The sequence below is a fragment of the Acinetobacter sp. 742879 genome (assembly GCF_000588535.1).
Lineage (GTDB): Bacteria > Pseudomonadota > Gammaproteobacteria > Pseudomonadales > Moraxellaceae > Acinetobacter > Acinetobacter pittii.
In genome coordinates, this window is the sequence record NZ_JFYC01000005.1 from 49,449 (window position 1) to 74,359 (window position 24,911).

23 protein-coding genes and 1 riboswitch are annotated in these 24,911 nt (G+C 39.7%); of the genes, 8 read left to right on the forward strand and 15 right to left on the reverse strand.

Annotated features, from left to right (window positions below; all coding sequences use genetic code 11):
- Positions 1–120 precede the first annotated feature (120 nt).
- Positions 121–888 (forward strand): hypothetical protein, encoded by a 768-nt coding sequence (locus J690_RS12290; RefSeq protein WP_032006609.1) that lies wholly within the window; start codon positions 121–123, stop codon positions 886–888.
- Positions 889–931: 43 nt separating this feature from the next.
- Here J690_RS12290 and J690_RS12295 read toward each other — a convergent pair whose 3' ends face one another.
- Positions 932–1,582, reverse strand: coding sequence for a response regulator (locus J690_RS12295; protein ID WP_032036108.1), 651 nt, complete (start codon positions 1,580–1,582; stop codon positions 932–934).
- Positions 1,583–1,958: 376 nt separating this feature from the next.
- Between J690_RS12295 and msuE the strand changes: the two genes are divergently transcribed.
- On the forward strand, positions 1,959–2,696 hold the full coding sequence (msuE, locus tag J690_RS12300) for an FMN reductase (RefSeq protein ID WP_032036111.1): 738 nt from the start codon (positions 1,959–1,961) through the stop codon (positions 2,694–2,696).
- Positions 2,697–2,740: 44 nt separating this feature from the next.
- On the forward strand, positions 2,741–3,853 hold the full coding sequence (gene sfnG / locus J690_RS12305) for a dimethylsulfone monooxygenase SfnG (protein ID WP_032036113.1): 1,113 nt from the start codon (positions 2,741–2,743) through the stop codon (positions 3,851–3,853).
- Positions 3,854–3,947: 94 nt separating this feature from the next.
- Here the strand turns inward: sfnG and J690_RS12310 are convergent, their stop codons facing one another.
- Positions 3,948–4,361, reverse strand: coding sequence for an Lrp/AsnC family transcriptional regulator (locus J690_RS12310; RefSeq protein WP_005066843.1), 414 nt, complete (start codon positions 4,359–4,361; stop codon positions 3,948–3,950).
- A gap of 105 nt (positions 4,362–4,466) precedes the next feature.
- Here J690_RS12310 and J690_RS12315 point away from each other — a divergent pair, with 105 nt between their 5' ends.
- Positions 4,467–5,009 (forward strand): cysteine hydrolase family protein, encoded by a 543-nt coding sequence (locus J690_RS12315; protein WP_032036114.1) that lies wholly within the window; start codon positions 4,467–4,469, stop codon positions 5,007–5,009.
- 41 nt (positions 5,010–5,050) lie between these two features.
- Here J690_RS12315 and acs read toward each other — a convergent pair whose 3' ends face one another.
- Positions 5,051–7,000: an acetate--CoA ligase gene (acs, locus tag J690_RS12320; protein WP_032036116.1), complete on the reverse strand. Its 1,950-nt coding sequence runs from the start codon at positions 6,998–7,000 to the stop codon at positions 5,051–5,053.
- Between the two features lie 294 nt (positions 7,001–7,294).
- On the opposite strand from acs, the gene J690_RS12325 reads away from it, so the two are divergent.
- Positions 7,295–7,870, forward strand: a complete 576-nt coding sequence (locus J690_RS12325; protein WP_032036118.1) for a DUF805 domain-containing protein — start codon at positions 7,295–7,297, stop codon at positions 7,868–7,870.
- A 113-nt stretch (positions 7,871–7,983) separates the two neighbouring features.
- The gene (locus J690_RS12330; protein WP_002121934.1) at positions 7,984–8,964 is read left to right on the forward strand and encodes a mechanosensitive ion channel family protein; all 981 of its coding nucleotides are present in this window, start codon (positions 7,984–7,986) and stop codon (positions 8,962–8,964) included.
- Here J690_RS12330 and J690_RS12335 read toward each other — a convergent pair.
- From J690_RS12335 to prfB, 5 genes are all read right to left on the reverse strand, one after another.
- Complete coding sequence (locus tag J690_RS12335; protein WP_032036120.1) at positions 8,944–9,651, reverse strand: 16S rRNA (uracil(1498)-N(3))-methyltransferase; 708 nt, start codon at positions 9,649–9,651, stop codon at positions 8,944–8,946. The two genes, J690_RS12330 and J690_RS12335, sit on opposite strands and share 21 nt — an antisense overlap.
- Positions 9,648–10,940, reverse strand: coding sequence for a 3-deoxy-D-manno-octulosonic acid transferase (locus J690_RS12340; RefSeq protein WP_032036122.1), 1,293 nt, complete (start codon positions 10,938–10,940; stop codon positions 9,648–9,650). Before J690_RS12340 ends, J690_RS12335 begins: the two co-directional genes overlap by 4 nt.
- A 156-nt stretch (positions 10,941–11,096) precedes the next feature.
- Complete coding sequence (locus tag J690_RS12345) at positions 11,097–12,155, reverse strand: alkene reductase (RefSeq protein WP_005078650.1); 1,059 nt, start codon at positions 12,153–12,155, stop codon at positions 11,097–11,099.
- Positions 12,156–12,183: 28 nt separating this feature from the next.
- Positions 12,184–12,486, reverse strand: a complete 303-nt coding sequence (locus tag J690_RS12350) for an ArsR/SmtB family transcription factor (protein ID WP_002121891.1) — start codon at positions 12,484–12,486, stop codon at positions 12,184–12,186.
- 221 nt (positions 12,487–12,707) lie between these two features.
- Positions 12,708–13,803, reverse strand: a protein-coding gene (prfB, locus tag J690_RS12355) for a peptide chain release factor 2 (protein WP_099475557.1) whose coding sequence is annotated in 2 segments (ribosomal slippage) — positions 12,708–13,730 and positions 13,732–13,803 — 1,095 coding nt in all. Because the reading frame shifts where the segments join, the coding sequence is not laid out codon by codon here.
- A 392-nt stretch (positions 13,804–14,195) separates the two neighbouring features.
- On the opposite strand from prfB, the gene J690_RS12360 reads away from it, so the two are divergent.
- Positions 14,196–14,963, forward strand: coding sequence for a putative porin (locus J690_RS12360; protein ID WP_005078653.1), 768 nt, complete (start codon positions 14,196–14,198; stop codon positions 14,961–14,963).
- A gap of 45 nt (positions 14,964–15,008) precedes the next feature.
- Here J690_RS12360 and recJ read toward each other — a convergent pair whose 3' ends face one another.
- From recJ to J690_RS12385, 5 genes are all read right to left on the reverse strand, one after another.
- Entirely contained in the window at positions 15,009–16,709 is a 1,701-nt protein-coding gene (gene recJ, locus J690_RS12365) for a single-stranded-DNA-specific exonuclease RecJ (protein WP_032036123.1), read from the reverse strand.
- Positions 16,710–17,366: a pyridoxamine 5'-phosphate oxidase gene (gene pdxH / locus J690_RS12370; RefSeq protein ID WP_032004988.1), complete on the reverse strand. Its 657-nt coding sequence runs from the start codon at positions 17,364–17,366 to the stop codon at positions 16,710–16,712.
- A gap of 10 nt (positions 17,367–17,376) precedes the next feature.
- Positions 17,377–18,714 carry a phosphoglucosamine mutase gene (gene glmM / locus J690_RS12375; protein WP_032036125.1) on the reverse strand — a complete coding sequence of 446 codons (1,338 nt, stop codon included), beginning with the start codon at positions 18,712–18,714 and terminating at the stop codon, positions 17,377–17,379.
- Positions 18,715–18,863: 149 nt separating this feature from the next.
- Positions 18,864–20,330 carry an IMP dehydrogenase gene (gene guaB / locus J690_RS12380; protein WP_032036126.1) on the reverse strand — a complete coding sequence of 489 codons (1,467 nt, stop codon included), beginning with the start codon at positions 20,328–20,330 and terminating at the stop codon, positions 18,864–18,866.
- Between the two features lie 194 nt (positions 20,331–20,524).
- Entirely contained in the window at positions 20,525–21,322 is a 798-nt protein-coding gene (locus J690_RS12385) for an oxygen-binding di-iron domain-containing protein (RefSeq protein WP_017387567.1), read from the reverse strand.
- Between the two features lie 227 nt (positions 21,323–21,549).
- Here J690_RS12385 and J690_RS12390 point away from each other — a divergent pair, with 227 nt between their 5' ends.
- Positions 21,550–23,706 (forward strand): TonB-dependent siderophore receptor, encoded by a 2,157-nt coding sequence (locus J690_RS12390; protein WP_032036127.1) that lies wholly within the window; start codon positions 21,550–21,552, stop codon positions 23,704–23,706.
- A gap of 59 nt (positions 23,707–23,765) precedes the next feature.
- Here J690_RS12390 and J690_RS12395 read toward each other — a convergent pair whose 3' ends face one another.
- Positions 23,766–24,341, reverse strand: coding sequence for a TMEM165/GDT1 family protein (locus J690_RS12395; RefSeq protein ID WP_005804434.1), 576 nt, complete (start codon positions 24,339–24,341; stop codon positions 23,766–23,768).
- A 15-nt stretch (positions 24,342–24,356) separates the two neighbouring features.
- Positions 24,357–24,542, reverse strand: a riboswitch (yybP-ykoY riboswitch).
- Between the two features lie 36 nt (positions 24,543–24,578).
- Entirely contained in the window at positions 24,579–24,857 is a 279-nt protein-coding gene (locus tag J690_RS12400) for a hypothetical protein (protein ID WP_032036129.1), read from the reverse strand.
- Positions 24,858–24,911 lie beyond the last annotated feature (54 nt).

The window sequence follows — 24,911 nt, forward strand, 5'->3', positions numbered from 1 at the left end:
ACTTGCATTCTTCATGACACATAAATATTCAAAACCAATTTATTCTATGTACAGCTATTTTTATAACCCATTTCCATATTAAGCACCCCTGCTCACGAATTAATGCAAAGGACAATTGCCATGAATATTTCTGATAACAGCCCACAAGGCCAACTTTCGTCTCAACAGTTTTATCGTCAATACAGTGCCAATGCTTTACTTCCTGAATTAGATTGGCAAAGTATTTTCCCTCACAGCAAGCTCAATGAAGCAAACATTAAAGCGTTAAATACAATTTATCAGTGCGCCGTCCCCCTCGCACTTAATGTATTTCATGATCTAAATTTTGATGTATTTGCACCTGCGGCTTATCATCCGCAAGGTTTAGGTTTATTTGATAAATTGGCTCAACAAGAAGAAAATTTCTTAAAAGTTCTTAGCGCTGAAAGTGAAAATCTTGACCATGACACACGTCATCAAATCTGGAGCATGCTACTCCGTGGAGGCGCTGTACTCGTTTTCAAAGCTTGGCTTGGCCATGTCAAACTCGGCGAGAATCAGTTAGATATGACTCAGTTTGATGAATTATCGGATTTACTCTTTATTAAAACGCATCCAGATCAACTTGCTGAACGACTACATGTTGATGAAAAAGCAAAACTCGACCATATCTTCTTGATGTATGGCAATGATATTTTTCTTGATCGCTTCAACAGTCTAGAAACAGCTGCTTTGTTTGTTGATTTAGGCGTTTATGATGCAGCCTTCTTAAGCCTACGTGATGACCGTGTGGCTGAATATTTAAAAATGAAAGGCTATGTGACTCAAGAACAAATTGATGATTTGCAATGCGCGCTTAACCCATTGTACTGCGACAGCCTAACACCAAAGCAAGATTGCCTTGCATAAGTGGTACACATAAAAAAGACCTCAATCGAGGTCTTTTTTCTTTTTAGATTTTTTTATCTTCAATATTGAGTGCGCTAATGGCCAATACGGCTTTTGTACGGTTTTGCACACCTAATTTTCTAAAGATAGCCGTTACGTGAGCTTTAATCGTTGCTTCTGAAACATCAAGCTCATATGCGATTTGTTTATTTAACAAACCCTCCGCAACCATCATCAACACACGGAATTGCTGAGGTGTTAATGATTGAATACGTTCAGCTAAAGCAGTTTCATCTGCTGCTCTCGGGTCAAGGTTAAGATTAGATGGCAAGTTCGGTGGCAACCAGATATCACCCTCTAAGACTTGACGAATCGCTTCGCCAATATGACTTGGATGAGCCGACTTAGGAATATAACCCATCGCACCATGAGCGATTGCACGCTGAATGATTGAAGTTTCTTCATGTGCAGAAACCACAATAATCGGAATAGATGGATACTGTGCTCTTACATAAACCAGAGCCGAAAAGCCTGAAGCACCCGGTAAATTTAAATCGAGTAATACTAGATCAGGTTCTGCCCCATTTTCCAAACGCTCATAAAACTCATCAACCGAGGCTGTTTCATGAATTTGTGCCTGTGGCAGGCTATAACGTACTGCTTGAATTAAAGCATGACGAAACAAAGGATGATCATCAACGATTAAAATATTCATAAGCGATTAAAGTAATCTTGAGCATAAGTATGGCCTATTGTAACCCTACTATTTAGATGAAAGATACGTTCATCTTATCCATTTTTATGCAAAATGTTGATAAATGCAGAACTTAGCCAAGATTTTCAGATGTTTTTTAACTTTTAATCAAAATTAATCTGTTTTTTATATAAGCTTCCTTTTTATTATAAAAAATATATCACCTATAATTATATAAAATAAAAACAGCAACTTAATAGAAAAACAAAGTGTAAAAATCCACTATTTACCTTTTATATTTAAAACTGATAAGGTTGACCAATTTCGTTATTTTACAGTTTACCGTCGTTGTTGATTAATAAGTCCAATCTCTTATTTTAGGCTTAGGAACCAAATTATGACTGGTATCACATCACCAAAACCTTTAAATATCGTTGCTGTTTCTGGTGGATTAAATCCCCCATCTAAAACGGAAAGTCTGGTTCAAGCCATTCTTGATGAATTATCAGAAGCAATCGATATTAAAGTTCACTTTATTAAATTAAGCGAAATCGGGCCTCTATTAGGCGGCGCATTTTATCGCAATCAACTTCCACAGCGCGTACAAGATGACCTTGCCGCAGTTGAAGCAGCAGATGCTTTAATTGTAGGTACACCCGTTTACCGTGCTTCTTTTACAGGTCTTTTCAAACATTTCTTCGATTTTGTTGAACAGACTGCTTTAGTCGATGTGCCTGTACTTTTAGCAGCATCGGGCGGTAGTGATCGTCATGCACTCGTACTTGAACATCAACTTCGCCCATTGTTCAGTTTCTTCCAAGCACAAACTTTACCAATTGGCGTATATGCGACAGATCGTGACTTTACCCCTGAATATACAGTGAAAAGCGAGCAATTATCAGACCGGATTACGTTAGCAGTGGCACGCGCATTGCCAATTTTAGAATGGGCGCCGGCGAAAGGTAAACGTGCTGAAGTGGTTAAATCTAAATCACAGCAAGCAAATCAAGAGCTTGGTATTAACAAGCAAATTGAGCAAGAAGAAGTATTACCTTCAGCAGCTGTACCAAACCTTGATGCGGCAGAATCTCGTTTGCATCACAAGTCTGGCAAATCATTAACGCATGTTGCCTAAGCGCAATATAGCTAAATAAAAAGAACGAATGGGGAGAGCGAACCATGACGCAATTACAACAACCAATTAAATTTGCTTATTGGGTACCAAACGTAAGCGGTGGCCTTGTAGTGAGTAACATCGAACAGCGTACAGACTGGAGTTATGACTACAATGTTCGACTTGCACAGGCTGCCGAAAACAATGGTTTTGAATATGCGCTCACCCAAATTCGTTTTACGGCTGGGTACGGGGCAGAAAACCAACATGAATCGGTAAGTTTCAGTCATGCATTACTAGCAAAAACTGAAAAATTAAAGGTCATCGCGGCTATTCTGCCCGGCCCTTGGAAACCGGCACTTGCCGCTAAACAACTTGCAACGATTGATTATTTAACTCAAGGCCGTATTGCGATTAACGTAGTGAGTGGCTGGTTCAGAGGAGAGTTTGATGCCATTGGTGAAGAGTGGCCTGAGCATGATGAACGTTATGTTCGCTCCGAAGAATTTATTCGCACGCTAAAAGGAATCTGGACCACCGACAACTATAGTTTCGATGGTAAATACTATCAGTTTCAAAACTACACGCTTAAACCAAAACCTCTGCAAAAACCGCATATTGAAGTCTTTCAAGGTGGCAGTTCACGTGCCGCACGTGACATGGCTTCACGTGTATCTGATTGGTATTTCACCAACGGTAATACGGTAGAAGAAATTCAAAAACAAGTTGAAGATATTCGTACTAAAGCAAAAGCCAATAACCATCATGTCAAAATTGGGGTAAATGCATTCATCATTGCCAGAGATATCGAAGAAGAAGCAAAAGCGGTACTCCAAGAAATTATTGATAAAGCCAATACTGAAGCGGTAAATGCATTTGGAGATGCTACACGTGAAGCAGGTGCTGCTTCACCAGAGCAACAAGGTAACTGGGCAAAATCAAGTTTTGAAGACTTAGTGCAATACAACGATGGCTTTAAAACCAATTTAATTGGTACACCACAACAAATTGCTGAGCGTATTGTGGCACTTAAAAATGTAGGTGTTGATTTGATTTTGTCTGGATTCTTACATTTTATTGAAGAGGTGGAATATTTTGGAGAAAAGGTTCTACCACTCGTTCGCCAGTTAGAACTTCAACAGGAGAAGGAGGTAGAAATCCAAGCTAAATCAGCCTAAAAAACCCCAGTTAAAACAGCGCAAGATAATAAAAACAATAAATTAAAAATAAAGAATTTATTGGCTCCAAGACTCGGCTTGGGGGCTTTATTTTTTAGGATTTCTCGACTTCTCGAATCACAGTTTCAACTGAGTAACGGCACCATTTTGAAAGTTTCTCGATAAATTCATTTAATGCTGCTGGTTCAAAATGGCTTACGATCATATAGCAAGCATTACCCATGACTTTAAAGCATTCATCGATTTGCTCGTATTGCTTCACTAAATTTTCAATTTCTTCAAATGCGCGTTGTTCATTTAAATGCAAATGAATAAATTGCTTATGCGAATATTGCACGGCAATGGTGTAGTTTTTGATAACACCAGCATCCATTAACTGAGCAATTCGAGCGCCCACCGCCTGCCCTGTTCGATGGACACGCTGCCCAATTTCTTTATTTGTCAGACGAGAATCTTGTTTAAGCAATGCAATAATTTTTAGATCAATCGGGTCTAATTCAATATTCATTTTTCATGGCGAAAGAAAACTAGCGTTAATGCTTTCATAGGACTATAGCCGATTTTTCAAGCAGAGAATAATCTTGTTTTATCTCATATCAACAAGAGTGACCTCATGAAACAAGCTCTATTAGTTATCGATGTACAAAATGATTATTTTAAAAATGGCAAAATGGAATTGGTTGGGCCAGATCAAGCGCTCGATAAAATAAAGCAGCTTGAACAATATTTTAACGAGAAAAACTTACCGATTATTTATGTACAACATATTAACCCACCACAAGCGAGTTTCTTTCAAGAAAATACAGATGGGGTTTTACTTCATCCTGAACTTAGTGCTGATAGGGATTCATTAATCGTGACAAAGCATTATCCAAACAGTTTTTTAGAGACCAATTTAGAAGAACTCTTAAAAGCACATCAAATTGAGCAACTCGTGATTACAGGCATGATGACGCATATGTGTATTGATTCAGGTACACGTGCAGCCAAAGAACTTGGCTATCAACCCATCTTAATTGCAGATGCAACCGCAACTCGCGATTTAAGCCATGACGGAAAAACTGTAAAAGCTGAAGACGTACAAACTGCTTTTTTAACTGCGCTTAGTACGTTTGCAAATGTACAAAATACTGCTGACTTTTTAGCAAGCTCTTAATAGAAAGCAATAAGAAAGCCCCAGATGGGGCTTTCTTAAAATTAGTTCTGCTTATCAGGATAAACCGTTGCAATTAACTGATCTACCACAGCAGGCTCAGCTAAGGTTGAAGTATCACCCAAACTATCTAATTCATTCGCTGCAATTTTTCTTAAAATACGGCGCATGATTTTACCCGAACGGGTTTTAGGTAATGCTGGTGCCCAATGCAACGCATCAGGTGAGGCCACAGGTCCAAGCACTTTACGTACCCAGTTGATTAACTCTTTACGCAGCTCTTCCGATTCTGCAACACCTGCCTGTAAGGTCACGAAAGTACAAATACCTTGTCCTTTAATATCATGAGGCATGCCCACCACTGCTGCTTCTGCGACTGATTCATGCGAAACAAGAGCACTTTCAATTTCAGCAGTACCCAGACGATGACCTGAAACGTTTAAGACGTCGTCAACACGACCTGTGATCCAGTAATAGCCATCTTCATCACGGCGAGCACCATCACCTGTAAAATAAGTATTTTTAAAGGTCGAGAAATAAGCTTCAATAAAGCGGTCCGGATCACCCCAAATGGTACGCATCTGGCCTGGCCATGAATCTTTAATCACAAGGTTACCTTCAACCGCACCTTCTAGCTCATTACCCTCACCATCTACAATGGCGGGTTGAATACCAAATAACGGACGTGTTGCTGAACCCGGTTTTAAGGCTGTTGCTCCCGGCAATGGAGCAATCAAAATACCGCCTGTTTCGGTTTGCCACCATGTATCAACAATCGGGCAGCGGCCTTCACCAACAACATTGTAGTACCAATTCCAAGCTTCAGGATTAATAGGTTCACCGACCGAACCAAGTAAACGCAGGCTGCTACGGTTACTTTCACGTACAAACGAATCACCTTCTCGCATCATGGCGCGAATCGCAGTTGGTGCTGTATATAAAATAGAAACTTTGTGCTTATCGACCACATGACCAAGACGTGCCCATGTTGGATATTGAGGTACACCTTCAAACATTAAGGTCGTGGTACCATTTGCTAGCGGTCCATAAATTAGATAACTATGCCCTGTAATCCAGCCAATATCGGCTGTACACCAATACACATCATCTTGTTTTAAATCAAATACCTCTTTAAAGGTACTGGTTACATAAACTAAGTAACCGCCTGTCGTATGTAACACACCTTTCGGTTTACCTGTTGAGCCCGATGTATAGAGAATAAATAAAGGGTCTTCTGCCTTCATTGGTTCTGGAGGACAATTGGCATCCACTTCCATAATAATGAGGTGATACCACAAATCACGGCCCGGCTTCATTTCAATTGGGTTTGCATTACGGTAAACCACAATCACATTTTCAACACACTCAGTACCCGGCAATGCTAAAGCCAAATCAACATTTTCTTTGAGTGGTAATAGTTTTCCGGCACGTAGACTTGAGTCTGCGGTAATCACGAGTTTAGCTTGGCTGTCTTCAATACGACTTGCTAAAGAATCTGGCGAGAACCCACCAAATACCACACAGTGAACAGCACCAATACGGGCACAGGCCAACATGGCAATTGCAGCCTCAGTCACCATTGGCATATACAGTACAACGCGGTCACCTTTACCAATGCCATATTTCTTTAAAACGTTGGCAAAACGGCAGACTTCATCGTGTAATTCTTTATAAGAAACGATTTTATGACGAGAAGGATGGTCCCCTTCCCAAATAATTGCAGGTTTATGTGGATGTTCTTTAAGATGCCTGTCTAGGCAGTTTGCTGACACGTTCAACTCACCATCAGCAAACCATTCAATTTTGAAATTGTCTTTGTCAAAACTGGTATTTTTAACTTGGGTAAATGGCTTTATCCAATCGACAATTTTAGCTTGCTCTGCCCAAAATTCATCTGGGTTCTCGATAGAGTGTTGATAACGTTTAAAGTAGTCTGCTTCAACAGTACGAGCTGTTTTTTTAAATTCCTCTGGTACTGGATAGATCTCATTCATACGCAACTTCCTTGATCTTGTGCATCCCATCTCGAGACTGTGGCTATTATTTTACTGGATCTTATTTGCATGCCTTTGCAGTATGATGACTCTTTCAAAGCCTAGACAATGCGACTTTGGTCATATATTAACCACTTACTCAAGCATACGAAATTATGAACATTTTTATAAAATTAAGTTGATTTAAAACATTTGTCTATAGCTTTTACTTTTATAATTTTTTCAATATTTGATGGTTTTGATCATCAACAAAGATTATTTTGTCTCTCATATGCAACCTAGGAATAAAATAATATGTTTGCCCAAACGACTTCCTCACGCCCACCACAGCTGCCTTTAAAAGATAGCCCTTTTTCAATTCATGGCCGTTTTAACCGTATGAGTTATTTAGGTGGATATGGACTGATTTATTTAGTCACAATCGTGGGTTATTTTATTCTGGCCTCCTTTCTTGGGAGTTTTCAGCTTTCAAGTAATTTATTTAATTTTGAGTTTTATAGCTCTCTTTCTGGCCTCAGTGCTTTGGTAGTCTGGGCTTTTTGGCTATTCCTGATTTATTTAAATGTTGTTCTCGTCGTGCGACGTTTGCATGATCTAAATAAAAGTGGTTGGATGGGATTACTACTATTCATTCCAGTTGTTCAGTTCTTTTTTATGATTTATTTACTACTTGCCTCAGGTACAGCAGGTCCAAATCAATATGGTCCAGCTCGACCATCAACGTTCATAGAAAAGTTAATGGCTTGGTTTATTTTATTCGCTATTTTAATTAGCCTTATTTCTACGGCAGGCTTTTTTTACTACTTCTCTGGCACCGATACTATTCAAACCCCGTCACAAATCTTACAAAAAGGAACGGAATACTTTTAATTAAAAAACACTTTATTATTCAGATGAACTCATTATAGTAGGCGCACATTTTATCTCCTACTATGATGGAAGCCGATCATCGCTTTCATAACTTTTTAAAATAGAGACTTGTCGTGGCTGATGAACAAAAATCCTTAACGGATGTTGCAAAAAATACAGGCGAACTTTTGCAAGAAGCAGGTACTAAAACCACTCAAACGGTTTTAGCCCATACCGAAAAGTATCATGATGCCTATACCACTATTGATAAAATCGTGGATAGCTTCTGGGAACGTGTGCCTTATATTTGTATTGCGATTATCGTTTTTATTATTTTTTGGCTACTCACCAAATTATTTAAGTTCTTTGTTCGTAAAACCTTAGAAAATCGCTCTTATACGCGCCAAAACCTAGTGTTGGTTCTAAACCGTGTGGGAAGTACGACAATTTTATTTTTTGGATTCTTAATTGCACTTGTCATCATGATCCCGGGTTTTACACCAGGACAACTCATGAGTGCGTTAGGAATCGGTTCGGTCGCAATTGGTTTCGCATTTAAAGATATTTTCCAAAACTTGCTTTCAGGTATTTTGATTTTATTGAGCGAACCGTTCCGTATTGGCGACTCAATCGTGGTCAATTCACTTGAAGGAACTGTTGAAGATATCCAAATTCGTGCAACATTCTTACGCTCTCCAGATGGCCGTCGTATTGTTATTCCAAATGCCACTGTTTATACGAGTGCTTTAACTGTAAATACGGCTTATCAGCAACGACGTTGTGAGTTTGTAGTCGGCATTGGATATGACGACGATGAACAAAAAGCTAAACAGATTATTTTAGATATTCTTAATAATGACCGAAATGTACTCAGTCAGCCGGCTTTCTCGGTTAACGTTACAGCTTTGGCAGATTTCTCGGTTAACCTGACTGTACGTTGGTGGGTTGATACCACTGAAACTGATATGTCCTCATCTACAAGCACAATCCAAGCTCAAGTCAAACAAGCTTTTAATGAGAACGGAATTAATATTCCTTACCCAATTCAGGAATTAAAAATGGCTTCAAATCAGCCACTTTTAAACCCAGAAGCATCAACTAAAGAGACGACCTAAAATATAAGAAATAGACGTTTCAGTTCTTAAAATACGGTTGCCTAAGCTCACAGCTTGGCAGCCGTTTTTTGTGAGCAAATCAACTTCATAGGAAATAAAGCCGCCTTCGGGTCCAACGACTACACTGCACGCATGCGGAATATTAACTGGCATGCTCTGCTCGGCATACGGATGAGCCACATAGGCGGGACTTTCCTTTGAAATTAAGTTTGGTAAAACATCTTCAACAAAAGGTTTAAAGCGTTTATATAATTGAATTTCAGGAACAATGGTGTCGCCTGCTTGCTCAAGCCCTAAAGTCACATAGTTATCAAGTTGTTGCAAAAATGGAGTTTGCCAATAGCTTTTATCTACCCGATAACTATGAATCAAACTAATTCTTTCAACACCTAGAGTCACACTATCCATAATTAAACGGCGTAAAACTTTGGGCCTTGGTAACGCTACGATTAAATGTACTGGAAGTTTTGCAGGTACAACTTCTTCAGTAATAGGCCGTATACAAACTTCTTGCTCATTCATCGAAACAATTTCAGTGATATAGCGTGCACCATTACGAACACCAACTTTTAGATTTTGGCCCACCGTAATATCAAGATGTTCACGTAAATGCTGCAATTGGCGTTTTGAACGGATTAACCATAAATCTGACTGAACATCGTCAGGTTCTAGTAAAACGATATTCATGGTTTTTCGGCCAAATACCGGTTAATTACACCAATATGCTTTTGTAATGAACCTTGGTTACGTTGTAAGACTTTATGCGCCTGCTCTACCACCTGCTTTGCTTCTTCAGGCTCGGCTAAACATGCCCTCCAGATTGCTACAACTTGCTCAGCGTCTTGAGCAATGAGCACCCCATTTTCATCAATAAATTCATCAACAATGGTTTGGAAATTAAAGTAACGAGGTCCAATTACGGTCGGTACATTTAAAACCATAGGCTCCAAAATATTATGCCCACCGCCCGGTTCATTAAGTGATCCACCCACAAAACACACCTGACTTAGGGCGTACCATAACCAAAGCTCCCCCATACTATCGGCTAGATAAACCTGTGTACTCGTATGAATACTTTGGTTCAAGCTTCTACGATGAGTAATTAAATCTAGGTTTTGGCAAATTTCAAAGACTTCGTCGAAACGTTCAGGATGTCGAGGTACGACAATACAAACTAACTCTGGATCTGACCTTAAATAAGGCTGAAGTACTTGCAAAATTTGTAGTTCTTCGGGTGCATGTGTACTGGCAATTGTCAGTACTTTTCGTTGGCCCAAATACCATAGCTGGTATAGCTTTGCTGCCTGATTTATAAATGCTTCTGGTGCGTGAATATCAAATTTAATATTTCCAACCACCTGACTTTTTTGTTGATCTAAACCAAGTTCTACATAACGTTGTCGAGTCGCATTATCTTGTGCCAGCACCCAGTCAATTTGTTTCAGCATTCCTGCAGTTAGCCCTGAAACGCGGCTATAACCTTTTGCTGATTTTTCTGATAATCGCGCATTTAATAATAAACAAGGAACCTGTTCTAGCTTGGCTTGATCAATTAAATTTGGCCAAAGCTCAGTCTCAACCAATGCTAAAAGTTTTGGCTGATACAACTCAAAGAATTGTTTTAAAAGATGCTTTTGATCAACAGGCAAATAAACAGCTTGAAATAAATCTAAATACGGCGCTTTTAAAAATAATGATTTGGCACGCGCCTGACCAGTTTTAGTCGTATTAGTCACTAGAACAGGCTGACCGAGTTTAAGATAATGCTCGATTAAAGGCTGGGCAGCATTGGTTTCTCCAACCGAAACAGCATGGAACCAAATTGCTCTTACATTTTTCGGAGACTCAAACGGCCCAAATCTTTCAAGACATTCCTGATTATATAACTCCTGGCTTTCTGCACGTCTTTTTATCCGCCATTGGTAAAAAGGTTTTAATAAATGGAGTGCGGTGTTGTACCAAAATGGGGTCGCCAAGCGGTTTGCCTCAAATAGTCAAAGTTTAAAACTGGGGAAAATATAACATAGATAGAAAAAATGGCAGAGTTTCGATACCTAAACTCTACCATTACAAGAAAAGCGATTTACTGAGCCCATAAATTAAAGAGGTCAGTAAATCATCTGTTCAAAAAATTACGAAGCTTCTAGTGCTGGATAGTCTGTATAACCTTCAGCACCTTTAGCATATAAAGTTGTTGGTTGAAGTTCATTTAATGGCAAGTCTTTTTCTAAACGCTGTAAAAGATCTGGGTTAGCAATATATGCTTTACCAAAAGATACAGCATCTGCCTGACCTTCACGCAAGATACGTTTTGCTGATTCTGGTGTTAGATTCTCATTGGCAATCCATACACCATTAAATTTTTCGCGAAGTTTAGGACTAATACTATCAGCAGCTTCATATTCACGAGAGAAAATGAAAGCAACATTACGTTGGTTAAGTTGTTCCACTACATAACCAAAAGTTGCTAATGGGTTTTCATCACCCATATCGTGTGAATCACCACGCGGTGCAATATGAACACCTACTCGGCCAGCGCCCCACACTTCAATAAATGCATCAACGACTTCTAATAATAAACGTGCACGGTTCTCAACAGGACCACCGTATTCATCATCACGTTGGTTGGTATTACTTTGAAGGAACTGGTCAATTAAATAACCATTTGCTGCGTGTAATTCAACACCATCAAAACCTGCTGCTTTAGCCAGTTCTGCTGAATGTTTGTACTGAGCAATAACTTCTTGAATCTCTTCAATTGAAAGTGCACGCGGTGTTACATACGGACGTTTAGGACGTAATAAACTCACTTCACCCGCAGGTTGAATTGCACTTGGTGCAACAGGAATCTCACCATCTAAAAGTTCAGGATGCGAAATACGGCCTACATGCCAAAGTTGAGCTACAATTTTTGAACCTTGAGCATGAACTGCCTCAATAATTTTATTCCAAGCTTGTGCCTGCTCTTGTGACCATAATCCTGGGGTATCTGCGTAACCCACAGTTTTTGAACCAATTACTGTTGCTTCGGTCAAAATTAGACCAGCATTTGCACGTTGTTGATAGTATTCAACCATTAAATCATTAGGCACTCGGCTTTCACCACTACGCGCACGCGTTAATGGAGCCATTACCAATCGATTTTTGATTTCAAAATCACCAACCGTTAAAGGAGTATTGAGTTCAGCCATAATCGCCTCGACTTACACTTTTAATAATTTAAAGTGTTTGTTTTAAATGTTCGATATATTGCTGAATCAAAGCTTCGTTACGTGAAAAATAAGACCATTGACCATATTTTTGGACCTGAATAAGCCCCGCCTGTTGTAACACAGACAAATGATTAGACATCGTAGACTGAGCTACTTTACCCAAACGTTCAATATGACCTGCGCAAACACCCTTCTCAAAACTACCACCACACTCTTCCACCGGTAAATAATGCGCAGGTTCTTTTAACCATTGCAAAATTTGCCGACGTAGAGGGTTGGAAAGGGCTTTGCTAATTGCATCAATATCCATAGGCTCAACACGTCTTTTAAACGAACAAAGCTTTGTTCAGCATTTCGAAAACATAATATCGCATTTTTTCGATATTCATATCTATTTTTTTCGATATTCATATCGCATTTTTTCGATTAACATTCGAAGGCTGAACTGCTTTGCCGTTTTAATCGCTAAAAATCCAAGAGTTCTACATATTCATAGATGAACTGTATTTAAACTAAAAGTTCAGCAGACTCTTATAAACCTTGTTTTAAACTCGCTTCGATAAAACGATCAAGGTCACCATCAAGAACAGCACCTGTATTAGAGTTTTCAACACCCGTACGTAAATCTTTAATACGAGAATCATCTAATACATATGAACGAATTTGGCTTCCCCAACCGATATCAGACTTAGAGTCTTCTAGAGCTTGAGCTGCTTCATTACGTTTTTGCATTTCCAATTCGTACAAACGTGCACGTAACTGTTTCCATGCGTGGTCACGGTTAGCATGTTGCGAACGCTGGTTCTGACACGCTACTACAATACCTGTTGGGATGTGAGTCAAACGCACAGCCGAGTCGGTTTTGTTAATATGCTGACCACCTGCACCAGATGCACGGTATGTATCGGTACGAACATCAGAAGGATTGATATCAATTTCAATATTGTCATCAACCTCTGGGGAAATAAATACCGCAGAGAATGAAGTGTGACGACGGTTGCCACTGTCAAATGGTGATTTACGAACTAAACGGTGTACACCTGACTCTGTGCGTAACCAACCGTAGGCATATTCACCTTCCACACGTATAGTTGCTGATTTAATACCAGCTACGTCACCGTCAGACACTTCCATAAGTTCTGCTTTAAAGCCATGACGTTCAATCCAGCGCATATACATGCGTAAAAGCATAGACGCCCAATCTTGTGCTTCAGTACCACCTGAACCTGATTGAATCTCTACATAGCAAGGATTCGGGTCCATCGGGTTGCTAAACATACGACGGAATTCAAGTTTAGCCAGTTCATCTTCGGCAGCACCAAGCTCAGACTGAACATCTTCAAGCAGGCTTTCATCGTCGGCTTCTACAGCCAAATCTAACATCGCTTTTGCATCTTCAAGCTGTGTAGATAAGCCATCCAATACATTAATAACGTTTTCTAGTTCACCTTTTTCTTTCGCCATCGCCTGAGCGCGGCTTTGATCATTCCAGATCGCAGGATCTTCTAACTCACGTAAAACTTCTTCTAAACGTTCTTTTTTCAGATCGTAGTCAAAGATACCCCCGTAGTGTTTGGCTACGATCAGTTAAGTCTTTCAATTGGTTTAGATAAGGATTAATTTCCACGCGAGTGTTCCCATAAGAGCAGATAAACAGTCAATTATTTTAGCATAGCTGCGGTTATCTACGAACCCGCTTTGTATTTCTCATCATATTTCATCAATTTGATTTATAAATTTTCTTCAGTTCAATTTAAGATTAATTGGTAACATCCTCATACAAAATTGGGTACTTTTACAGCATTTTTTATGATCTACACAAAATATCCTCAATTTTAATAAAATAAAACATTATGATTTTATATTTTAAAATCAATATCTTAAATTAAATTAGTTTACATAAATAGCACACGGTTACAGTACGGTTACTTGCGCAAGATTGACGACAAAGCTTTTTCGTCTAGACTAAAAGTTGTAACAAAACATTTATAAAATCGCTTTTTAGAGGGGAGAGATTCCATGAAAAAACTAGCAATTGCATCAGCTCTTTTATCTGCACTCGCAGTGAGTGGCGCAGCAAACGCTTACCAAGCTGAAGTTGGTGGTTCTTACAATTATCTTGATCCAGACAACGGTAGCAGCGTAAGTAAATTCGGTGTTGACGGGACTTATTACTTTAATCCTGTTCAAACTCGTAATGCTCCACTTGCTGAAGCAGCTTTCTTAAGCCGTGCAAGTAACGTTAACGCCCTTATCAACTATGGCGATAACAGCGGTACAAAAGATACTCAATATGGCGTAGGTGTTGAATATTACGTTCCTAACTCAGATTTCTACCTTAGCGGTGATGTAGGTCGAAATGAGCGTGAAGTCGACAACACTAATATTGACAGCAAAGTAACTACTTATGCAGCTGAAGTAGGTTATTTACCAGCTCCAGGTTTATTACTTGCTCTAGGTGTTAAAGGCTACGACGAAAAAGACGGTAAAGACGGCGCTGATCCAACAGTTCGTGCTAAATACGTAACTCAAGTAGGCCAACATGACGTAAACCTTGAAGCGTTCGGTGCGTTCGGTGACCTAGACGAATATAAAGTTCGTGGTGACTACTACATCGACAAAACTTTAAGTGTTGGTGCTGATTACTACAACAACGACTTAACTGATAAAGATGAATTTGGTATCAATGCTAAAAAATTCTTAAATCAGCAAGTAAGTGTTGAAGGCCGTGTTGGATTTGGTGATAACGACAACACTTATGGTGTTCGTGCAGCATACCGCTTCTAATCAAGCCTAAAGTCATAAAAAATCCGCTCAATTGAGCGGATTTTTTTATTGGTTTAAATGTACGATGCGTAATTGTAAATTCACATTGCCATTAAATGCATTACGATCTATTTCATAGACCAAATGTACATAATCCCGCATTGGGTCAAACTCAAAACGGCCCACTGCATTAAAAGCAATTGCATCAAAACTGTATTGGTCGAGTGCTAATTTAAGCTTCAAATGCGTTTCTTTAAGCCAGCGATAATCAACAACTTTAAAATGTCCTTCAAATTGTGGGAAAGGGAATTTTTGTCCCCACGGTCCTAACTGTTCTATCCAGTCTAAAGTGTCGAGTTGTAAGGCAGAAGCAGGGAGTTCTCCATCTGTCCATAACGTTGCTTGAAACAGAGATTCGTCCATGGTTGCAATACAGCCAACAAAAACAGTTTTAAAAGCTTCAAAGTTTTCTTTACGTATAGTTAAACCCGCTGCTGCTGCATGACCACCGAAATGACTCACCAATTCTGGATGTTGTTCAGCAACCTGTTCAATCGTATCTCGAATATGCACGCCATCAATTGAACGTGCAGACCCTTTTATATGAATACCATCTTCATCAGGTGCAAACACAATAGTGGGACGATGAAACTGCTCTTTTAAACGCCCCGCTACAATCCCAATCACACCTTGATGCCAGTTTTCTTCGAAGAGTATAAGAGCTGGAGGAACGTCTTCCTTTGAGAGCTGCAAGCTATCTAAAGCAGACAAGGCTTGTTGCTTCATCTCCCCTTCGATTTGACGGCGCTCTATATTTAATTGATTTAACTGTCTCGCGATTGGATAGGCAGATTCCATAGTGTCAGCTAATAAACATTCAATGCCTATACGCATGCTCTCCATGCGTCCAGCAGCGTTAATACGCGGACCCAAAACAAAACCTAAATCTTGTGCACGCAAAGATGATGCCTCACGGCCAGCAATATCTAGCAACGCCAATATTCCGGCTCGGCATTGATGTTGTTGAATACGTTTTACACCTGCATCGACCAAAATACGGTTGTTATAATCTAGAACAGCAACATCCGCATAAGTTCCTAAAGCAACCAAGTCTAGATATTGAGTGACTTTACTTGTACTTTTGTTTTGCTTGTTACGTAAACTTGCTAAATTGGCCAGCACATAAAATGCAACTCCAACACCTGCAAGCGCCTTACTTGGGAACTCACAACCTAACTGATTTGGGTTTACAACTGCTTCTGCAAGCGGTGTTTCTTTAGTGGTTAAATGGTGATCTGTAATAACCACTTGCATGCCCAGTGCGTGTGCCGCATCAACACCAGCATGGCTGGAAATCCCATTATCGACAGTAATTAATAAATCGGGTTGATAAGTTTGATGTGCAAGCTCTGCAATTGCTGGAGTAAGTCCATAACCGTATTTAAATCGGTCTGGAACCAAATAGTCGACTTGTGCTCCCATATCGCGAAGCACCAATACCATTAACGCTGTACTGGTTGCTCCATCGGCATCGTAATCACCGACAATAACAATTTTTTTCTGCTCATCAATAGCTTGATCTATTAATGCCACAGCAGTTTCTAATCCCTTGAGCTGTGGAGCTAATAAATTCTTAAGCTTTAATTCTAATTCCTGTTCAGATTGTACCCCACGCCTTGCCAAAATTTCGGCAATAAACGGAGGCACGCCCTGAAACTGTTCAGGGCGTGTCAATAAAGGTCTTTGTTTGATTTGTATTTTTGTCATTTAAGGCATCAGTCGGTGCAACGTCCATTGACCGTCGATTTTTTCATAACTCAAGCGGTCATGTAAACGATTTGGTCGTCCTTGCCAGAATTCATAATAATCTGGCTGCAAACGATAACCTCCCCAGAACTCTGGCTTATCAAGCACTTCACGACTTGTAACTTGCTGTTGTAAATCTTGAAAACGTTGCTGTAACAGCTCTCGGCTTTCAATCTTACCACTTTGCGGCGTACTGATATGCGCTGCAATCTGGCTATCACGTGGTCGTTTACGATAGTAATCTGTAGACTCTTGCTCAGCAATTTTGACTACATGACCACCAACTCGCACCTGACGCTCTAGACTTGGCCAGTAAAATAATAATTCGGCATATGGATTTTCTGCCAAATCGATACCTTTCTGACTGTCGTAGTTAGTATAAAAATCATACCCAGCTTCTGTAGCCCCACGTAACAAAACTGTTCGAACATGAGGTCTGCCATTCGCACTTGCTGTCGCTAATGACATTGCATAGGGTTCATGCAAATTGGCTGCTAGAGCATGGTTAAACCAACCAAGAAACTGCTGATGAGGACTAGATTCAACTTGCCCCTCATGCAATTCTCCTTGCTCGTAGCTTAACCGTAATTCACTTAAATCTTTAATGACATCACTCATGTCATGCACCTTATGCGACTTGTGCTTGTGAACGAACTGAATCGGCTAAATGCTGAGCTAAAGCATTCACTTCTTGCTCATCATCACCTTCGACCATAACACGAATTACAGGCTCTGTTCCTGACTTACGAATCAAGATTCGTCCACGCCCTTTGAGCTGTGCTTCTGCTTTATCAAATTCAGTAACCAATGCCGGAATAGAGTACGGATCCAGCATTTGTTCTAAACGTACATTCACAAGAATTTGTGGGAATAGTTTAAAGTCTTGAACCAGTTCATGAAGAGCCTTATTTTGCTCGACCATCACGGTTAAAACTTGAAGTGCTGCAATAATCGCATCACCTGTCGTACTCTTGTCTAAAGTTAGAATATGACCAGATGGTTCCCCACCAGTAACCCAACCATTTTCTTCTAGGGCTTGTAATACATAACGGTCACCAACCTTAGCACGTACAAAACCAACATTCGCTTTTTCAAGTGCGACTTCGAGTGCCATGTTACTCATGACAGTACCCACTACGCCTGCTGGCTTATTTTGAGCCTGAGTCGCTAAAATATATAAGATATGGTCACCATCAATTAAGTTACCAAACTTATCGACCATCACGACACGGTCAGCATCACCATCAAAGGCAATCCCTAAATCTGCTTCGTGCTCAACTACAGCTTTTTGTAGTTTTTCAGGATGTGTTGAACCACAACCTTCATTAATATTTAAACCATCTGGCTCATTATATAAAGCAACAACTTTTGCCCCTAACTCACGGAAAACCGAAGGACCAACGCTATACGCCGCACCATGAGCACAGTCCAACACAATCTTTAAATTATTTAAGTCAAAGTGGTAAGGGAAAGTAGATTTACAAAATTCGATATAGCGACCATTCGCATCATTTACACGAACACTTTTACCTAAGTTTGCCGTGTCCTCAATAAACAAATCTTTTTCTAATTCGAGGTTAATTTCTTCTTGTAGAGCATCTGGTAATTTTTTACCTTCGCTTGAGAAAAATTTAATACCATTATCAAAATATGGGTTATGTGATGCAGAAATCACGATACCTGCATGCGCATGTAAAGCACGAGTAAGGTGCGCAATTGCTGGGGTCGGTAATGGGCCAAGCAAATGAACATATACGCCAGCAGCGTTTACCCCCGCCTGCAAAGCAGACTCTAAAATATAACCAGATAAACGAGTGTCTTTTCCTAATACAACAAGTGGCTTATTTTTTGGACTCGTTCGTTTTAATACCTTCCCTGCAGCAAAACCGAGTTTTAAAGCAAACTCTGGAGTAATAGGCATTTGCCCAAATTTTCCACGAATACCATCCGTTCCAAAATAACTCATAGCTTATCTCATTTTTACGCCACTTCAGCCGTGGCTTACTTCATATATGGCAATTCCGCCATATCTCTTTTCGTCAGATTTACTTTACACCAAAAACAAAAAGCCGTCAGTGTAATGACGGCTTTCTTCATTGTTTTGGTTACGAAAATCTAACCAACACGATAGTTTGGAGCTTCTTTAGTAATCGTTACATCATGAACATGTGACTCAGACATGCCTGCTGAAGTAATTTTCACAAATTTCGCATTTTGGCGAAGATCTTCAATCACAGCTGAACCTGTATAACCCATCGATGAACGTAAACCACCCATCATTTGATGAACGATGTTACCCATTGGGCCTTTATATGGAACACGGCCTTCGATTCCTTCTGGTACTAACTTCTCAGCACCCGCTTTTGAATCTTGGAAATAACGGTCAGCAGAACCAGTTGCTCCCGCCATTGCACCTAATGAACCCATACCACGATATGCTTTGTAGTAACGACCTTGGAAAAACTCAACTTCGCCCGGCGCTTCTTCAGTACCCGCAAGTAATGAACCAACCATGATCGTACTTGCACCCGCACCGATCGCTTTTGCCATATCGCCAGAGAAGCGGATACCGCCATCTGCAATTAAAGGAATTTGATCTTTTAGTGCACTAGCAACGCTGTCAATCGAAGAAATTTGTGGCATACCGATACCAGCCACAATACGTGTTGTACAGATAGAACCAGGGCCAATACCTACTTTTACAGCATCTGCACCTGCATCTAATAATGCTAATGCAGCATCACCAGTTGCAATATTGCCACCAATCACTTGTACTTGAGGGAAGTTTTGTTTCACCCAACGTACACGTTCAATTACACCAGCAGAGTGGCCATGCGCTGTATCAACAACAATTACGTCAACACCAGCTTCAACCAATGCTTCCACACGACTTGGTGTATCAGCACCAGTACCTACCGCAGCACCAACACGTAAACGACCAAGATCATCTTTACAACTGTTTGGATAGCTCTCAGCTTTGCGGAAGTCAGTTACTGTAATTAAGCCTTTAAGTTCGTTGCTCTCACCAACGACTAAGACTTTTTCAATACGGTGTTTTTGCAATAATGCTTGAATATTTTCTTTAGACTCGCCTTCACGTACAGTTACTAAACGATCTTGGCCTGTCATGATGTTGCTAACAGGTTGTTCTAAATTGGTTTCAAAACGCGTATCACGGCCTGTCACAATACCAACAACCTTGCCGTCTTTAACAACAGGTACACCGCTAATGTTATTAGCGCTGGTAATTGCGATGAGTTCACGTACTGTAGTTTCAGGCGTTACAGTGATAGGATCTTTCACCATACCCGCTTCGAATTTTTTCACACGGCGTACTTCTGCAGCTTGAGCAGCAATATCCATGTTTTTGTGCAAAATCCCGATACCACCATTTTGTGACATAGCAATCGCCATACGTGACTCAGTCACTGTATCCATTGCAGCTGAAACTAATGGGATATTTAAATGAATGCCGCGAGTTAAACGTGTCTTTAAAGAGACATCTTTTGGGAGAACAGTAGAGTAGGCAGGAAGTAATAAGACATCATCGAAGGTTAGCGCTTCTTGAACGATGGTCAGCATAACAATCTCACTGGTAAATTCCGTGAGCTATTATAAACAAATTTCAATGCAATTTTCATATTATCTTTGCCTTTTTCAGCAATAGATATAGAGCTTCTCCAAATAATTCCCACTTATTATAGTTTTAACGTTATTTTTTAATCGAGGTTTTTGCAACCCAGAATTTTATCTGGGTTGATCATTAGTCATAATATTTAGGTAGGACAGCTAAAAATTTGCTCAGTCATTAAATCTACGCCGCATGGCAAGGTCTCAATCCAGTCTAAAAACTGATTGACCATTTCTTTACCCATAAATGGACTACCGTGCTGAGGCACAATCATTTCAATATCCATTTGGCGCACCATATTGACCCACAAACGGATAACTTTGTTGGAACACATATAGCGTTGGTGAAAAGCCTTCATTTTCATGACATGCGTATCGAAATCTTTTAAAGGCTGATTAGCATCTTCAACAATCGAGGCACCCATATCGCCAGAAAACAGAATCTTAGCAACTGGATCATAAAACTGAAAATTACCCACCGAATGTAAGAAGTGAGCGGGAACTACCACAAGCTTGGATTCTCCTAGAGTAATCACTTGGCCGCGGTCAGGTAATTCAATAAGACGATCTTCCCAATTCCCTTTCATACGCTCACTCATAAATGAGGAATTTAGGTGCGGTAAAAAACGTGCCCATAATTTTGATGCAACGACTTTAGCATCGGTATAAACCAGCCAGCGTGGCATTGAAGTAATAATGTCCGGATCTTGATGCGAGGCCATCACATAGTCTAGATTTTTCAAACGTGTATATTTATTTAATTCCATCGTTAATGGAACATAGGTCAAATCGCCACCCGGATCGATTACAGCAGCGCGCTCATGGTCAATAATTAAAAATTGATTGGCTTGGATGCCTTCCCCTTTAACCAAGCTGGTAAAACTAATACATTTATGTACGCCATTATCAAATAATATCTGCGATGTTGTTTTTTCAAACCCCATACAATTCCCCAAAAAAACTTTAAATATTAGATATTTTTATATCCATACTAAAATAAAGGGATTCAGTAACTCTTGCAATAAACTACTTTATTTTTCTAATAATATTTTAAAATTGATTTTGCTTTTCTTATTTTATAAATGAATCATAATGTTATTTTAAATTAACCCACAATAAATTAAAATAATTCTCATTATCAAATTTATTTTTTGTGCTGCTTAGGCCTCCCATGAATCAACCCTTCCGTTTTTCAACATCAAAAACATTGTTAGCAGTTGCTATTTTTACTTCGATGACAGCAAGTCACGCTGAAGAAATAACAGAACAACAAAATTCGACCAGTGTTCTTCCCACGATTTCTGTTCAAGCGCAAAAAGAAAGTACTTCACCTTATGTCGCAACGAAAGCAAACTCTGCCTTAAAATCAGATGCACCCTTATTTAAAACTGCTCAGTCGGTTTCGGTAGTAACCCGCGAACAGCTTGACCAGAAACAAGCAAGAACTTTAGCAGATGCACTTGAAGGTGTCGCAGGCGTAGAAGCTGGGAAACTTGGTCGTCGTGGTTGGGATGATTTTGTTATTCGAGGACAAACTTCTTCTGATTCAGTTTATGTAGATGGCTTAAGAGTAGGCCAGAATACGTATGTTGCTACTGAGTTATCAGGCATGGATCAGGTACAAGTTTTAAAAGGGCCTGCATCTATTAATTTTGGTTTGGTTGCTCCAGGAGGTATGGTCAACTTAGTGACTAAACGCCCTCAAGCTGAAAGCTTTGCTCGGGCCACTATGACTTATGGCAGCTACAACCTTAAAGAAGGAACGTTTGATTTAAACTATAGTCCTAATAATAGTGAAAAAGGTGCTTTCCGTTTAAATGGTCGTATCTCTGACCAAGATGACCCAACAGATTATGTGTATTTTAAAAATTACTACATCTCTCCCTCTTATAACTTTGACTTAGGGGATAACACTGATCTATCTGTCATCGCAAGCTATCAGCATCGCGAATACATCCGTCAACAAGGGTTACCTGTCATTGGTACATTAAAAGATAACCCTAACGGCGCTATAGACCGAAGTTTATATATTGGCGATCCTAATTTTGGTAAATATGAAGCCGATGTTTACCGCACAGGTTACACCTTTAAACACGCTTTTGATAACGGTTGGAACTTTAATCAGAACTTTGCCGTACAAAAAACTGAAATGGATGGTACCGCTGTCTTTGCTCGTACAGGTAACAACTTTTGGGTAAAAAATAAACAAGGTGAAATCGACTACACAACCATTAGCCGTAAAAATAATAGCCGCCACCAAATTATTGATAATTTAAGCTTTGCCATCGATAACCGTTTCAATAAACAGTTTGATTTATATGGCATGCAACACGACCTTAATATTGGAGTAGACGCTTTTCAGGAAAAAAGTGATTACACTAATGATAAATACGATATTGGCGATTTAAATATCTATAACCCCGTTTACGGTCAAAATGTAAAATTGACTCAAAATGTTCGTGATATCAACCGTCTCAAATATTTAGGGCTTTATTTACGTGACCGCATTCAGCTTAATGACCAATTACTTTTAAGCTTATCTGGTCGTCAAGACTGGGCTCAAACTCAAACTACAAGTTTGGTGACTGGCAGTACAAGTAAGCAAACAGACAATGCATTTACGGGCAGCGCCTCTGTCATGTATACCCTTAATGACATTGTGGCTCCTTATGTCAGCTATGCCACTTCATTTACCCCAAATAGCGGTACTGATGTAAATAACAATCCGTTCAAACCTGAAGAAGGGAAACAGGTTGAAGTCGGAATGAAATTACAAAGCCCAGATCAACGAGTTCAAGGTGCTATCGCCTGGTATGACCTAAAACGTCAGAATGTTGTAGTTAATGACCCAATCAATACGAGTGAGAAAGTTCAGCGTGGCGAACAATTAACTCGTGGTATCGAGACTGAGCTCAGCGCAGAAATTTTAGAGGGTTTAAAATTAACAGCTGCCTATACCTACACAATTGATGCTGAAATTAGTAAAGATGCAAACGCGAGCAATGTAGGAAAAGCACTCGACAATATTCCTGACCATGCTTATAGCTTATCAGCGCGCTATAAATTTGACCCTGCCTCAAAACTCGGTTGGTATGTCGGCGGTGGATTCCGAGGTGAAACTTATAAAACTATGGATAAGCTAGATGTCCATATTCCAGGCTATACCGTATTTGATACAGAAGCTGGCTATGATGCAGGACATTGGGGTGCCCAACTTGCGATCCGCAATCTATTCGATAAAGATTACTATGCAGGTGCCTTAAATGAAAATTTGGTGACTTTAGGTAATCCACGTCAAATTAACTTTACTGTGAAATTTAACTATTAAAATTACCTATAAAAAAACGCACTCGATTCGAGTGCGTTTTTTTGGCAGCTTAAAATGCGTTAGAAGAAATAATGCTGTACTAAAGTAGAGATACCTACAATTAAGAAAATAGCAGCACCAATTTTATGAATGAGCGAGATGGATAAACGTTCAGCCAATTTATTACCAATAAATACAGCTGGTGCATTGGCAATCATCATTCCTAGGGTTGTACCTAACATCACCCAAAAGATGCTATCGTAACGTGCAGCTAAAGCGACTGTTGCTATTTGGGTTTTATCGCCAATTTCAGCCAAGAAAAATAAAATAAAGGTTGCGCCAAAAACACCAAACTTTTGCCATCTATTAATACTATCTGTTTCATCATCGAGCTTATCTGGAATAAGCATCCAGAACGCCATACCAATGAAACCAGCTGCAAGGACCCAGACTAAAATTTCGGGGCTCAGCACGGTCGTAATCCACTGTCCAAGTACAGCAGAAATACCATGATTAATTAGAGTCGCTAAAAGAATAGCAATAAGAATAGGGATTGGCTTACGAAAACGTGCAGACAGTAAAAGGGCCAATAATTGGGTTTTATCGCCCATTTCAGCGAGGGCAACAATTGAAGTAGAAATCAAAAATTCTTGCATGTCGTTTCTCTGGCTAGCATAAATGCCCATGACCTACCCCTCCTGCTAGCCAAATATCTGCAGAGTGGTAAATCAAAGGTCTTGCCAACTCGGAAACGATGAGACGTTTAAGCTATGATGACCATGTTCTGTTGAACAATTATGTTGATCATCACCTATTCATTTAGAAATGAATAGCGGCTACTCCCCAATGAAGTATGCGTTTATTATATTCGAGTAGTTCTATTTTTCAAACATTCAGGCGAAAAATTTTATCCACGCCCAAACTAACAATCGTCCTAGACCCAATAATAAAGCTAAACAAATACTTAAATTAATAAATCCAAAATTATTAATGCCAGTTACGTGCTGAGATTGAAATTCAAATGGCAAAATAAGCATTGCTACAAATACTTCCAAGCCCATTGCAACGTAAGTCATCCATTCCCAAGGAAAGTGTAAAACACTCACCCACAATCCCATTAATAAAAATACAATTAATAGAATCGGCACCATGATTTTTAACAATCCTACCATTTATTCTTTCTCCTTTACCGACTAACGAGAAATTTCTCCTCTCTCGACACTTCA